The sequence below is a fragment of the uncultured Lacinutrix sp. genome, assembly GCF_947500605.1.
Classification (GTDB): Bacteria; Bacteroidota; Bacteroidia; order Flavobacteriales; family Flavobacteriaceae; genus Lacinutrix.
On sequence record NZ_CANMSJ010000001.1, the window covers coordinates 671,229 to 687,014 of the forward strand.

The window sequence follows — 15,786 nt, forward strand, 5'->3', positions numbered from 1 at the left end:
AACAACTAATATTTGTGACTCCCTTAAAACAATCTAAAAAAACTTATTTACTATTTTTATTTCTATTCTTTACATTAATTAACCTTTTTGCACAAGATAGAGCTACAATTAATGGTATAGTTACTGATGATTATGGTGCTTTACCAGGAGCTACTGTTAGCATTGAAGGCACTACTTATAAAACAACTACAGACTTAGATGGTAGTTATACTTTTAATCTAGAAGAAGGAGATTATGTTGTTGTTGCCTCCTTTGTAATGTACGAAACTAAAGCCAATGCATTAACTGTAAAAGTAGGAGAAACTGTTTTACAAGACTTTAAATTAAAAACCGGTTTTTCTATGGACGAACCAGTGTCTTTAGGAACAAGAGCAAAACCACAATCGTTATTAAAAAATACAGCTGCAGTAGATATTATTTCGCCAGAAGAAATAACAAATGCTTCGCAAATAGAATTAAGTCACCTGCTCCACTACCTAGTTCCTTCTTTTCATTCTACAAACCAAACCATTGCAGATGGAACAGACCATATTGATCCTGCTACTTTAAGAGGTTTAGGTCCCGACCAGGTATTAGTGTTAATTAACGGTAAACGAAGGCACAATAGTGCTTTACTAAATGTTAATGGCACTGTTGGACGTGGAACCGTTGGTACAGATTTTAACGCTATACCGGTAGCTTCAATACAACATATTGAAATTTTAAGAGATGGTGCAACTTCTCAATATGGTTCTGATGCTATTGCAGGAGTTGTTAATATTATTTTAAAAGAACAAATAGAGACCATAGAAATAGATGCACGTTACGGTTTAAATACAGAAGGTGATGGAAAATCTGTTTATATGGGAACTAATTTTGGTTTTAAAGTTGGAAACAAAGGTTTTATTAATGTTACTGGAGAATATAGAAAGAAAGATGCTGTAAATAGAGCTGGTAATTATAATGGAACTGTATATTCTAACAATACAGAGGAAGATGCGTTGCTAATAGCCGAAAATGATTTTTTTAGCACAACAGGTTTCGATAATAAACAAATTATGGAAATTGGAAGTGCCGAAACACAAAATTTATCTGTTTTTTTAAATAGTGAATTACCAATTTCTAATACTGCTCGCTTTTATTTTAACGCAGGAAGAAACTATAGAGAAGGAAAATCTAAAGGTTTTTTTAGATTGCCCAAAGATGAAGATAGAGTTGTTTTAGAACTCTATCCTAATGGGTTTTCTCCTGAAATATTAACAGATATTCAAGATGATGCAATTGTTATTGGTTTTAAAGGTGTAAAAAACAATTGGGATTTAGATTTTAGTCATTCTATTGGAAAAAACAGCTTAGACTATACTGTTAATAACTCCAACAATGCTTCTCTTGGTATTGCTTCTCCTCACACCTTTTATTCTGGAGGATTTGAATACAAGCAAAGTACTTCTAATATAGATATCTCAAGACAATACGATTGGTTAGAAGGTTTAAACGTTGCTTTTGGAGCAGAAATTAGAGTAGAAAACTATCAAATTATTGCTGGAGAAGAAGCTTCTTATATAAATGGAGAATCTACTTATATAGATGAAAACGGAGACGAACAACCAAGAATTCCTGGTGCACAAGTATTTCCAGGTATACAACCAGAAAATGAATTAAGTAGATTTAGAACCAATTCTTCTGCCTATGTTGACTTAGAAACTAACATTACAGATAAGCTTTTAGTTAAAACAGCAGCAAGATATGAGTCTTACAACGATTTTGGTGGACAATTAATTTATAAACTATCTGGGCGTTATGCTTTTAATGATAATATAAGTTTAAGAACTGGATATGCTACAGGATTTAGAGCACCATCTTTACATCAAGTTTATTTTCAAAATATAAGTTCTCAATTTATAAATGGTGAAATTGTACAAGTTGGTACTTTTAATAACGAAAGTGCTATTGCATCTGAAGCTTTTAAAATTGGCGAATTAAAACCTGAATTATCAAACCATTTTAGTGCAGGATTAAGTGGTAAAATAAAAGAGAGTTTTACTTTTACTCTAGACTATTATTACATAAAAATTAAAGATCGTATTGTTTTATCTGGACGTTTTGCCGAAGGATACGAAACCACTTTAGAACCTTTTAATGTTAGTGCTGCACAGTTTTTAACAAACGCCATAGATTCTAAAACTGATGGTTTTGACGCTGCAATAAATTACAGAAAACCTATTGCAAATGGAATGTTTAATGCTTCTTTTGGAGCTAACTTTACAAAAACAAAGGTTGTTGGACCTATAAAAGTATCAGAATCTTTAATTGGCCAAGAAGAAGTACTTTTTAATAGAGAAGAAGTTGCTAGAGTTGAAAGCTCTCAACCAAATTTTAAAATGAATACAAGTTTTTCTTATAAAATTAATGACTTTAAAGTACAACTAAATAACACTTATTTTGGTGAGGTAGAATTTGTACATCCTACAGATGGAGATCAAGCTAATTGGGAATTAAATACATTAACAAATAAGGTAGAAACTAGAGATCAAACCTTTTCTGCTAAATTATTAACAGATTTACTACTATCTTACGATATAAATAATCAAATAAAGTTTACAGTTGGTGGAAATAATATTTTTAATGTATATCCAGACAAACAAAAACACTCTGCTAACATAGATAATGGTAACTTTACCTATAGTAGACGTGTGCAACAATTTGGCGTTAATGGAGCAAATTACTATTTACGAGCGCTTATTAAATTATAAATGAATAACTCGCAATCTAAAATAAGTCTCTTCATACTAAAAACAGCTTTAATATTGCTGTTTTTTCCTTTATTTGGCTACGCTCAAGTTAATAATACTAACCAACAAGTAAAGAGGTTACAACGTGCTATTTTTATATTTAATTTTGCCGAACAAGTAACTTGGCAAAACCAAGACGACAACCATTTAGAATTTAATATTGGTGTTTTAGGTCCGGATCGCACATTTATAGATTTGGCAGCGCTTTCTCAAAAACGTAACATTAACAACAAGAAAGTAAATATCATTAAATTTAATAGTGTAAAAGACATCTCTAATGTGCAGCTGTTATACGTTAATAAATCTTTTAATTTTGATATCAATTATATTCTGAATAAGATATCTAATAAAAACATTCTATTAGTAAGTGAAGATTATAGCTATAAGACTTCAATGATTAATATGGTTAATATAGGAAACACCTTTGAGTACGAAATAAATAATAACTTATTAAATGCTGAGAATTTTACAATAGCAAATTCTTTAAATGAACACAGTATTAGTTCTTCAGAAAAATGGAAGAAGTTATTTAAAACTACAGAAGCTTCTTTAGAAGAAAACAAGAAACTAACAGCAGAAAAACAAGCCGATTTAAAAAACAAAGAGCAAGAAATTGAGAATAATAAAGAAGCTATTGCTTATCAAAAAAATACAATAATAGAACAAAAGGACTCTATAGAAGCTGTACAAAATCTTGCTAATACAAGAAAAAAATGGTTAGACCTTCTGTCTCAAGAAAATAATTTACAAAAACAAGAGCTAAACTCTAAAATAGAAATAGAGCAAGAACTCGAAAAAACTATTTTATCTCAATTAGAAATATTAAAAAATCAAGAGGATAGAATAAATTCTAGCAATACTCTACTCATTAGCCAAGAAGATAGTATTAGGAAACAACAAATCGACATTAAAGCAAATTCAGAAATATTAAAAGGAAAAAATAATACGATAAATACACAACGTAATATTAATTATTTACTTGTTGGTATTATACTACTTGCACTACTTGGAGCTTTTTTATTGTATAAAAACTATAAAATAAAGAAGAAATTATCTCAAACACTTAAAGCTAAAAATGCAGCTATATTAAAGCAATCTCAAGAATTAGAAATTAAAAATAATGAACTTGAGCAATTTGCATATATAGCGAGTCATGATTTAAAAGAACCGTTAATTACCATTTCTAGTTTAATAGATCTTTTAGTTGAAGATTACGGAGAGCAATTTGACGAAGACGGACGTTTAAGTTTAAAGTATGTAAAAGAATCTAGTTATAGAATGCAAAAACTAATTGAAGGCATTCTCTCTTATTCTAAATTAGGGAAGTCTAAAGTGTTTTTAAATATAGATTGTAACAATCTAATTAATATACTAAGAGCAGATTTAGGCAACGTTTTTACCCGTACAAAAACAGAACTCATCACTTCTAACCTACCTATAATTAAAGGAACAGAATTGGAAATACGTTTATTGTTTCAAAATTTAATTAGCAATGCTATTAAGTTTACGAAACCAAATGTAACTCCTAAAATAAAAATTGACGCTAGACAAACACTTATTAATAATGTTAAGTATTGGGAATTTTCTATTACAGATAATGGTATTGGAATTCCTGAAAAACATAAAGAAAGAATCTTCTCTATTTTTCAACGTTTGCATTCTAGAGATCAATACCAAGGTACCGGAATAGGTTTAGCACATTGTAAGAAAATAGTTGAATCTCATGATGGTAAAATATGGTTTGAATCTATTGTTAATGTAGGAAGTACTTTCTTTTTTACAATTCCTGTTTAAGTTAGCGACTGCCTTTAGGTTGTTGAAAACACAACGATAACATTTTATATAATTCGGGATGCTTTTGTTTGAATAACTTTGGTCTTTCAAAAAAATACTCTGAAGCTACAGAGAAAAATTCAGCTTCACTTGTACCACCATATTTTCTAATATCTGAAGCATCATTATTAATAGCTTCCATTTCTTTATACATTAATTCTAGCCAAGGTTCAATAAATTCTTTACCTAAAAAAAACTCAGGTATACCATCTGTTTGCCCATCCATTTTATCTAATAAATGTACAAACTCATGAACTGGCGTGTTGTGTTTATCTGTTTTATTACTAAAAGCTAACCTAATTGCTTTTTTAGACAGAATCATTTGTTTTTCAAACCTTCCTGTACCTACCATTCCTAATATCTTTTTATTTTCATCTTTATCAGAAAACTGTAAATCTTCGTTAAAACTATCTGGATATACAATGATACCAGTTAAGTTATTATAACTCCAATTAGGAAAACCAAATACAGGAATAATTCCGCTTGAAGCAATTAATATTTTATCTAATTCCTCTATTTCAGTATTAACACCATCAATATTTATTTCACTCAAAAAAAGAGACATTCGTTTTCTAAATATTGCTTGGTCTTCTATAGAAAGATTCTTGTAAAAAAGTACTTTATCTATTAATATACTGTGCCAATGTTCAGGTATTTTTTTGGCTTTTTTAGGCTTTGCTTTAGAAAAAGCATAGAATACAAAAATCACTAATACTATAAAAACAAGTGTATAAATCATATTTATTTAATTGTTTTCGCAAAATATTCTAAATATAAGAGAGAAAAAAATATATGTTTAGTTAATAAGTGTGCTGAATAATTATCTTAGCACAAAAACTAAAAAAGATGTTAAAAGCTATATTATTTGATATGGACGGTGTTATTGTAGACACAGAACCACTTCATAAAAAAGCCTATTTCTTAATGTTTGATGCTTTTAATATTAAAGTATCTAATGAATTATATGAATCTACTACCGGACAATCAACCATTAATGTTTGTAGGAATCTTTGCAATATTTTTAGCTTAGAAAACAATCCTGAAGAATTAGTACAATGCAAACGTAAAATTTTTACTGGTCTATTTCATAGCGATCCAAGTCTAAAGCTTATAGACGGTGTTTTAGATTTGATAAAAAATTATCACGAAAATGGATTAACACTAATACTTGCTTCTTCTGCGTCTATGCAGACAATTAACAATGTATTTACACGCTTTGATTTAAATCAATATTTTAAAGCTAAAATTAGTGGTGCAGATTTAAAAGCTTCTAAACCACATCCAGAAATTTTTGAAAAAGCTGCAATGCTTTCAGGATTTTCTAGAGCAGAATGCATGGTTATTGAAGACTCTACAAATGGAATTAAAGCAGCAAAATCTGCCGGTGTTTATTGTATAGGTTATAATAGTTTTCATTCTAAAAATCAAGATTATAGTCTAGCCGATTTAATTGTGAATGATTTCTCTTACGTTTCTTTTGAAAAAATTAATAAACTTTTAGAAGAAAATTAAAAACTCTAATCTGAATTTTTACGTAATTAATCTTGTAAAAACACTTTTTATCGATTAAAAACTGAGTGACTATAATATAATCTGCTTATGATTGAACCACAATTCCCTAATAATGAATACGAAAGACAACGCGCAGTAGAGAGATACAATCTTTTAGATTCTCTACCAGAAGAAAGCTACGATAACATTACTGAAATTATGTGTTATATCGCTAAAACTCCAATTTCATTAATTACATTATTAGATAATGATAGAAATTATATAAAATCTAATTGTGGTTTTCCGCTTACAGAATCTCCTAGAAATATTTCTTTTTGTGGGCATGCTATAAATTCAGATGATGAAATTATGATTGTTGAGGATGCTAGAAAAGATGAGCGTTTTCATAACAACCCATTAGTAGAAAACCATAAAGCAATTTTTTATGCTGGTGTACCATTAGTAAGTCCTGAAGGTTACAAATTAGGTACATTATGTGTTTATGACCACGAACCGAGACAGTTAGACGAAGCTCAAAAAAAGGCATTATTATCAATGTCTAAACAAGTTGTAAGACTTTTTGAGCAACATAAACAAAATAAGGCTTTAAAAGACATTAAAAGTAAACTTGAAAAACGAAACCTAGAATTAGATAAATTTGCTTCAATAGTTTCTCATGATTTAAAATCGCCTTTAGCAAACATAATATCATTAACAGAACTATTAGAACAAGAAAATGATGGTAACCTTAATGAAGATTCTATAACTTATCTTAATTATCTAAAAAGCTCTTCGTCTTCTTTAAAAGATTACATAGATGGTATCTTAAAATATTATAAAAATGATATTTTACATAGCTATAAAAAAGAAAATATAACCTTTAAAGCATTACTCTTAGAGGCACAAAAAGTTGCAATTCCAAAAAACAATATCAATTTAAACTACCCAGATAGTCTTGAAACTATTAATATTAATAAAGCAGTAATACTTCAAGTTTTAGTTAATTTAATAACCAATGCTATAAAATATAATGACAAAAGCACAATAGAAGTATCAATAGGTTTTAAAACTTCGTTTACCCATTATCATTTTAGTGTTACGGACAATGGCCAAGGTATTCCGACAGATAATTTAGATTCTATTTTCGACTTATTTACTACATTAGGTCAAAAAGACAAAGATGGAAATATAGGTACGGGAATAGGCTTAGCTACTGTAAAAAAGTTAGTAGAAAATCAAGGAGGAGAAATTTCTGTAATTTCTACTGAAGGTGTTGGTAGTACTTTTAACTTTAGTATAGAAAAATAAAAAAGTGCATCTATTAAAATAGATACACTTTTTTTGTCTTTATTTTATAAAAACTAAATCTTTAACACTTTCACATAATCAATAATAAACTCTTGAGGGAATATGCTATCATCTACTTCTGGTCCTCCAAAATCACCGCCAATAGCTAAATTTAAAATAATATAGAAAGGTTTATTATAAGGCCATGTAGTATCGTTTTTTATTTCTGGATTAAAGGTATAAACTAGTTTAGAGTCTATAAAAAATTCTATTTTATCTTTAGACCAATTAGTCTTATAAACATGAAACCCTTTTTCAATGTTTTCGTCTACTGTAATTTTTGTGTTTTTAGATTGTCCAAAGCTATCAGGTGTATGTAATGTTGTATGCACTTTGTTAGGTGCTTTACCTACATACTCCATAATATCTATTTCTCCACAAGCAGGCCATCCCTTAGTATCAATATCATTACCCAACATCCATATTGCAGGCCATAAACCATGGCCTAATGGTAATTTCGCTCTCACCTCTACACTACCATATTTAAATTCTACTTTTTGTTTTGTAGTTAGTTTTGCCGATTTATAAACGAATGCATCTTTAGTTGCTTTTATTACTAGATATCCATTTTTAATCGTCGCATTTTCTTTAGAATAAATTTGCCTTTCGTTATTTCCCCAACCACATAGGTTTGGACAACCATCTCCTAATTCGTAATTCCAATATGTTTCATTAAGCGAATCTTCATTAAAATTTTCTTCAAAAATGATGTTTGATTTTTCTAACTCTTCAGTAGTACTTTCTATAGAATTCTCTTCATTCTTACAAGAAAAAGATATAAGTATAACCAATGTAAGTGCTATAAAAGTTCTCATTATAAAGTGAATTTTAATTCAAGATTGGCTTTAGAATCTCCACCAACAAAAACTTTAAAATCTCCTGGCTCTACAATAAATTCATTTTGGTTATTAAAAAATCCTAGCTCTTTCTCTGTGAGAACAAACTCTATATTTTTAGATTCACTAGGATTTAACTCGACTAACTCAAAACCTTTTAACTCTCTAACAGGCCTAGTAACACTTGCATACATATCTCTTATATATAACTGTGCAACTTCTTTACCTCTATAATTACCTGTGTTGGTTAATGTTACAGAAACAGTAACCTCTTTAGAGCCTTTATAAGAGTTTTTAACTTTTATGTTACTGTATTTAAATGTAGTATAACTTAAGCCATGACCAAAAACGTATAATGGTTCATTTTTTTCGTCTTGATAGTGAGACCAAAAAACAACATCTGGTCCTGGTAAACTTGGTCTACCTGTGTTTTTATAATTGTAATAAATTGGTACTTGACCAACATCTCTAGGAAAACTCATTGGTAGTTTACCGCTAGGATTGTAGTCTCCATAAAGTATTTGTGCTATAGCATTTCCACTTTGCGTTCCTAACTGCCATGCCTCTACAATTGCGGGTATATTTTGGTCTGCCCAATTAATTGTTAATGGTCTTCCATTATTTAATACCAGTACTATATTCTTATTTGCTTTATAAACTGCCTCTAATAATTCTTGTTGTACACCTGGCAAACCTAATTCAGTTCTACTACGTCCTTCTCCACTCTGAAAACCATGTTCTCCAAGTACCATAATAACAACATCTGCATTTTTAGCAATAGTAACCGCTTTACCAAATTCTGTTTTGTTAGTTGTGTTAATCTTAACTTCTGTAGTAAAATTAGGTTCTCCAATAACTACATCTGCTCCTTTAGCATAAGTTATTGTATTACCTTTGTAAGCCGAAAGACCTTCTAAAACTGAAACTGCGCTATTATCTTCGGCAGCAATTCTCCAACTACCTAACGGACTTGTTTTATCTGATGCCAGTGCGCCAATAACTGCAATTTTCTGGCCTTCTTTTTTAAGCGGAAGTAACTGTTTTTCATTTTTAAGTAAAACGATAGATTTTTTAGCCATATCTAAAGCTGCATCGTTAAGTGCTTTACTTCCTGTAATTTCTTTTTCACGAGCTTCGTCTAGGTATTTATAAGGGTCATCGAATAAACCTAATTCGAATTTTACTCTTAAAATCCGTCTAGCAGCATCTTCTATTACAGCTTCTTTTACTTTACCTTCTTTTACTAATTTTGCAAGTTCGTTTACATATAAATAAGATTCCATATCCATATCCGATCCTGCATTAGCTGCTAATTCTGCTGCATGATTTCCATCTTTTGCGTGACCATGAGCAATCATTTCTGTTATTGATCCCCAATCTGAAACGATAAAACCATCAAAATTCCATTTTTCTTTTAAAATATCTCTTTGTAAATATTTATCTCCAGTTGCAGGAATACCATTAAGCTCGTTAAACGAATTCATAAAAGTTCTTACACCAGCATCTTTTGCTGCTTTAAAAGGCGGTAATACAACATTATTTAAAGTCGAAATACCAATGTCCGCAGTATTATAATCTCTACCAGCTTCTGCAAATCCATAAGCGGCAAAATGCTTCGCACAAGCTACAATTGTATTACTTGTAGATAAATCTTCTCCTTGAAAACCTTTAACTCTAGCTTCTGCAATTTTAGAGCCTAAATAAGTGTCTTCTCCTGCTCCTTCCATAACGCGTCCCCAACGTGCATCTCTAGATATGTCGACCATTGGTGCAAACGTCCAGTTAATTCCAGAAGCCGAAGCTTCTAGAGCTGCCATTTCTGCCGATGTTTTTATTGCAGTTAAATCCCAACTTGCAGACTCTGCTAATGGAATTGGAGTTAATGTTTTGTATCCGTGTATGACATCGAAACCAATAATTAAGGGAATTCCTAATCTTGATTCTTCAACTGCTATTTTTTGAACACTTCTTACCTCTTTAACACCTCTAACATTTAGCATAGAACCAACATAACCCTTACGAAGATGTTCGTATTTTTTTGCTGCATCTCCTTCTTTTGGAGCTGGACCTGTAAGATCCCAGAAACCATTGTATTGATTCATCTGACCTATTTTTTCTTCCAAGGTCATTTTAGATAGAAGCGCACTTACTTTATCTTCAATTGAAGTTACTTTTGTATTTGCTGTAGATGAATTTATTGCCAAATCTTTATCTATAGAATTATTTTCATTTTTACATGAAATAATTACTATAAAAAGGCAAACTAATAATGGTATTGCTACTTTTTTCATTGTCTATTATTGGTAAACTCTTATGTATTCTATTTCCATTGTGTCTTCAGTAAATGCAGGATCTACTGTTCCTCCAAGACTTCCTCCCATTGCTACATTTAGTATTAAAAAGAAATCGCTATTAAATGGTAAAGAGTCCGAATTAATTACAGTATGAAAGACTTCGTTATCTACAACTATTTTAATAACATCTGGTGTCCACTCTATTGTATAATCATGAAACTCTGAGGTTGAAGTATCAACTGTAATTGAATTACCATCTGCATTTCCTCCAGAATTCCCTGGATAATGTAATGTGCCTAATGTTGTATTTTTATCTTGTCCTGTTTGCTCCATGATATCCATTTCTCCGCAGGCTGGCCAACTTACTGTATCATAATTAGCACCTAATGACCAAATTGCTGGCCATGTACCTTGAGATGCTGGAAGCTTTGCTCTAACTTCTACTCTTCCATAAGTAAACTCATAAAGGTTTTCTGATTTTAATCGCGCAGAAGTATATGAACCACCAGCTGCTTTTGCCGTGATTTTTAAAGATCCGCCTTCTACTATTACATTTTCAGAATTGTTTGTATAAGTTTGAAGTTCTTGATTTCCCCAACCATCCGTTCCTGTTCCTAAATCGTAAGTCCATTTTAAGGGATCTGGTGCGCCATCAACATCAAACTCATCTTGCCATACCAAATTATCATAAATTGATTGTAAACCTTCTGATTCTCCTTCTTCTTCAGAAGTAATAATAAACCACCAATCGAATTCACTATTTCCATCTGTAGTTTTTAAAACCAATTCATTTGGAATCGCACGACTAAAGATTTCATATTTATGATTACCTCCTGTATAATACCCAATAAAACCTAAACCTGTAAGATTAATTGTTTCGGTGCCACCTGGTGCTGTAATTACCCAGTTTTCAGAATAATCATTTAAAGGGTAGTTTTCTATATCTGCTCCATTTGGTGTTTCAGTGTGCGGACCTAACTCGGTAACTAAAGGTTCACGTCCAAAAATAGTTCCAGATGGATCCATAGTTGGATCATCGTTTATGCTATTGGTAATGTGTGTAAAAGTACCATCTGCATTAAAAATGTAACGATCATCGTACATACCAGTTGCAGATTTTTCACCAGGACCTGCTTGATACCATTCGGCTGCAATATCTCCACCTACTGGTCCAAGACCAAAGTGAGCATTTTGTTCAGACTTTATTCTCCATGTTTTAAATCCATCACCAACTAAAGTTGTTAATAAATCTGCTGGTGGCGCGTAAGTTGCTAATACTTCTACTTCTAAAGTTGTACTTGTAGACACACCTCCAGTTCCATAAGCAACAACGGTTACAGTATAAACATTGACACCTAAGTCTGAAAAAGTAAAGGCTGTAACTCCTGAAGGTGCATTTTGTACTGCAGCTCCAAAGCTATATTTATAACTTAAAGCATTATTTGCAGTAGCAATAAAATTTACCAAACCGCTTCCATCTCCATTTGGATTAGAAGTATCTTGACCTACTATTTCTGCTGTTACAATAATATTTGATGGTGCTACTATATTACCAAAAGTTTGATCTTCTTCTTGACAAGCAAAAAAGAAAGTTACCACTAGTGTTAGTAAGCTTATTTTGAATATTTTATTCATAATCTTATCTTTTAAATTGATTATTAGTTCTTCAATTCTAATTCATCGTAATAATAAACCGAATCGTCACCAGCTACTCCAAAATCGAAGAACATTACCACCCTATCGTAGTTAAATGCCTGTGCACTACTAACGTCAAATTCTAATTCTTCCCAAGTGTTTGTAGTTGTTGTACTCATATCAACTTCAAAAAATTGAGAATCATCAGCACTATTTTCAATTTTCAATCTTACTACAGCTCCATTTTTTGGAGACCATGTTTTAATACTTATTTTATTATAAGTAGTTAAATCTAATGGTGAAGCAGTGTCAAAAAATCCTCCTGCCCAAACTTCTGAACCTCCTGTTTTTGAAAATTCAGCGACGTTTCCTGTTGTATTTATTCCAGACATATCTGGATTAGCTATTACTTGAATATCTGCCATGTTTCCAAATGTTACAAATGTTGGTGCAGTACCTTCAAAATCCTGAAAACCAAGAGATCCTCCTCCAGTACCTCCACTAGAAACAAGCTCTACTTCATCGAAATAATATAAAGAGTCGTCACCTGCAACGCCAAAGTCGAAAAAGATTACAATTCTATCATAATTAAAAGCAGACGCTGCAGATACATCGAAAACTAAAGTTTCCCATTCGTTTATTGTAGTTGTTGTTAAATCTGTTTCGTAAAACTGTGAGTTATCTGCACTGTTTTCAATTTTAAACCTAACTGTAGCTCCTAATTTTGGAGACCATGTTTTAATACTTATTTGATTACATGATGATAAATCTAAAACAGATGCAAGATCAAAGAATGTTCCTGCCCAAACCTCTGAACCTGCTGTTTTAGTAAACTGTGCAACATTTGCTGTTGTATTAACACCAGACATATCTGGGTTTGCAACAGCTTGAGTATCTGCAATATTTCCAAAAGAAGTAAATGCAGGTGCAGCTCCTTCGAAATCTTGAAGCACTTCGCATGTTGTTCCACCTGCTGTAGATGGTGCTTTATAATAATAGATGTTATCTAAAAAGATTGTTCCTGATCCTACAAACTTAAATTGAATTAAATCGTTTATTGTTAAACCTTGATCTGTGAAATCGGACAAAGGAATATCGAAACTATTCCATTCACTTGGATTTAATGTTTTTGTTACTTGCTGCTCTCCAGAAGCCGCACTTATAGGATAAATTTCAACTTGAGTAGCATCTGCCGTCCAAACATCGATATGTAATGTCTCCATTGCTGAAGCATCAATAGTTTCTCCATATTGAATCCCTTGATAATTTAAATTACCATATTTAATTACTAAATCTCCAGCAACATCAACCTCTTCAAAAACTGTTTGTTGTCCCCAATCTGGATAAAAATCTGTACCAGCAATATCAGTATAAGCAGCGCTATAAATAGAAATTACATCTTCAGGTTGTCTAGCAGGTGCGGTTGGTGCAGCTACTAGAGGTGCTAATATTTCTGTAACTTCAAAATCTTCAGAATAAGAAATAGTATCTACAGAACCACTAAAAGCAGTAACTGTTATAGTGTAAACTCCTGCATCTACATAAGTAAATGAGACTATTTCGTCTATATTAGACATCATTACTGTTTCTGCTGGGTCACCAAAATTAACTTCGTAAGAGATTGCAAAATCTGCAGTTGCCATAACGTTTACTTGTTTTGAAATAGCCGCATCATTTTCTATTGTTACAATTAAATTTTCTGGTGCTTGAAACGAAACTACTATAGTTTGCGCTACTGTAGTTGTTTTACCATTAATACTAGAGGCAGCAATTACAATTTCGTATGAGCCTTCTTGATATGTATGTTGTGCGCTTTCTCCGGGATTTAAAACTCCAGAATCTTCACCAGAACCATCACCATAATTTACTCTAAAATTGGCAACATTTTCTCCTGTTGGTGTTATTGTAACTAATCCAGAATTATCTTGATCAATAGTAATTACTGCAGCAACATTTGTTGGAGCAGGTAATGTGCTTACATCTGGTATATCATCTTCTTGTACGCAACTAACAAAAGCTGTGATTACTAAGAATAAACTAAGTATGTATTTTAAATTTTTCATGCTATTTCCTATTTAGTTTTTATTTTTATTAATACATTGGATTCTGTGCCCAACGATTACCTGTTAATTCTATTTCTATTTGTGGAATTGGAAACACTTCATGCTTTCCAGGCATAAAACCATCAATTTCTTGAGCTGCACGACCTGTTCTAACTAAATCGAAAAAACGATGCCCTTCACCTACTAATTCTATTCGACGTTCATGGTAGATAGCATTTGTTAATGCGTTACCAGTAACAGATACATTATGATTCATATCACCAAAACCACGTTGTCTTACTCTGTTTAAATAGTTTTGCGCTCTATCGTCTGCTATAGATCCTCTATTAAGAGCTTCGGCAGCCATTAGTAAGACATCTGCAAAACGAATTGCTCTATAATTATTTGGGTTTGTTAAGTTTTGATCACCAATATTAGAATCACCTTTACGCGCTATATACTTTCTATTAAAATATCCCGTATGCTCATTACCTATTCCATAGGTAATTCCTGTTTGTGCAGCCCAAGCTTCTATATCTAAAATGGCTGTATCTATTCTAGGATCATCATCTTCAAACTCATCAAATACTTCTTGCGTTGGGACATTAAAACTAAATCCTGAATCAAAAATATCACCTTCAGAACCTGGATCTGCACTATAATTACGAACACCATTAAAACCAACTGCAACATTACCTTCGCTACATTGTAAACAATCGAAACCAGCACCTTCAAGATCTGTATACTGTACTTCGAATACAGATTCTACGGTGTTTTCATTATCGTTTTCAAACAATGTGCTGTAATCTGTAACTAAATCGTGTGGTCCATTGTTTATTAAATCTTCTAAAACCAATGCAGAAGCTCCAAACTTATCTTGATATAAATATATTTTTCCTAATAGTGCCTGTGCAGAACCTTTTGTTATTCTACCTGCTTGCGTTTGTGTGTATGGCAAATTTTCTATTGCACTAATTAAATCTAATTCTATTTGTGCGTAAACTTGTTCCTTTGGTGTTCTGTCTACATCAAACTGGTCTCCAAAAAGAAAACGTTTATCTACCACTAAAGGCACATCTCCAAACCATTTCACTAATTCGAAATAGTAATATGCTCTTAAAAATCGAGCTTGAGCAAGTACATTTGCTTTACCACTAAAATCTATTTTATCTTGAAACTCTAAAATGTAGTTTGCGCGATTTACACCAGCAAACATCCAGCCCCAAATAGAACGAAGTTGCTCGTTACTAGATGTATGTATCATATCATCTACTTGTTGTATTCCAGGAACATCTGTTGCGCTTGCTCCGCCTGCTAACGTATTATCTGAAGCTATTTCTCCTAACATTACATTTAAGTATGTAGATTGTAACAAATCGTAAGCTCCAATTAAAGCATTTTGATAATCTTCTTCTGAATTAAAATAGTTTTCTGAACTTTCATTTTGAGATGCAACATCTACAAAATCATCACTACATGATATCGTGGTAAATACTGAAACTACTAAAAGTGCTATGTATTTTATGTTCTTCATTTT

At 31.7% G+C, this 15,786-nt stretch carries 10 protein-coding genes; 4 read left to right on the forward strand and 6 right to left on the reverse strand.

What is annotated here, in order from left to right:
• Positions 1 to 14 precede the first annotated feature (14 nt).
• The gene (locus tag Q0935_RS03140; RefSeq protein ID WP_299382273.1) at positions 15 to 2,732 is read left to right on the forward strand and encodes a TonB-dependent receptor; all 2,718 of its coding nucleotides are present in this window, start codon (positions 15 to 17) and stop codon (positions 2,730 to 2,732) included.
• Complete coding sequence (locus Q0935_RS03145) at positions 2,733 to 4,565, forward strand: YfiR/HmsC family protein (RefSeq protein WP_299382275.1); 1,833 nt, start codon at positions 2,733 to 2,735, stop codon at positions 4,563 to 4,565.
• A gap of 1 nt (position 4,566) precedes the next feature.
• On the opposite strand, the gene Q0935_RS03150 is transcribed toward Q0935_RS03145, so the two are convergent.
• Complete coding sequence (locus Q0935_RS03150) at positions 4,567 to 5,343, reverse strand: zinc-dependent peptidase (RefSeq protein WP_299382277.1); 777 nt, start codon at positions 5,341 to 5,343, stop codon at positions 4,567 to 4,569.
• Between the two features lie 107 nt (positions 5,344 to 5,450).
• On the opposite strand from Q0935_RS03150, the gene Q0935_RS03155 reads away from it, so the two are divergent.
• On the forward strand, positions 5,451 to 6,116 hold the full coding sequence (locus tag Q0935_RS03155; RefSeq protein ID WP_299382279.1) for an HAD family phosphatase: 666 nt from the start codon (positions 5,451 to 5,453) through the stop codon (positions 6,114 to 6,116).
• An 87-nt stretch (positions 6,117 to 6,203) separates the two neighbouring features.
• A complete protein-coding gene (locus Q0935_RS03160; protein WP_299246988.1) occupies positions 6,204 to 7,403 on the forward strand; it encodes a GAF domain-containing sensor histidine kinase in 1,200 nt (399 codons plus the stop codon).
• 53 nt (positions 7,404 to 7,456) lie between these two features.
• Here the strand turns inward: Q0935_RS03160 and Q0935_RS03165 are convergent, their stop codons facing one another.
• From Q0935_RS03165 to Q0935_RS03185, 5 genes are read right to left on the reverse strand one after another with little or no spacing between them, the layout of a single operon-like run.
• The gene (locus tag Q0935_RS03165) at positions 7,457 to 8,257 is read right to left on the reverse strand and encodes a glycoside hydrolase family 16 protein (protein WP_299382281.1); all 801 of its coding nucleotides are present in this window, start codon (positions 8,255 to 8,257) and stop codon (positions 7,457 to 7,459) included.
• The gene (bglX, locus tag Q0935_RS03170; protein ID WP_299382283.1) at positions 8,257 to 10,569 is read right to left on the reverse strand and encodes a beta-glucosidase BglX; all 2,313 of its coding nucleotides are present in this window, start codon (positions 10,567 to 10,569) and stop codon (positions 8,257 to 8,259) included. The genes Q0935_RS03165 and bglX overlap by 1 nt, the downstream gene beginning before the upstream one ends.
• Positions 10,570 to 10,575: 6 nt before the next feature.
• A complete protein-coding gene (locus Q0935_RS03175; RefSeq protein WP_299382286.1) occupies positions 10,576 to 12,207 on the reverse strand; it encodes a glycoside hydrolase family 16 protein in 1,632 nt (543 codons plus the stop codon).
• A 23-nt stretch (positions 12,208 to 12,230) separates the two neighbouring features.
• Positions 12,231 to 14,270 carry a PKD domain protein gene (locus tag Q0935_RS03180; RefSeq protein WP_299382288.1) on the reverse strand — a complete coding sequence of 680 codons (2,040 nt, stop codon included), beginning with the start codon at positions 14,268 to 14,270 and terminating at the stop codon, positions 12,231 to 12,233.
• A 28-nt stretch (positions 14,271 to 14,298) separates the two neighbouring features.
• Entirely contained in the window at positions 14,299 to 15,783 is a 1,485-nt protein-coding gene (locus Q0935_RS03185) for a RagB/SusD family nutrient uptake outer membrane protein (RefSeq protein WP_299382289.1), read from the reverse strand.
• Between the last annotated feature and the right edge of the window lie 3 nt (positions 15,784 to 15,786).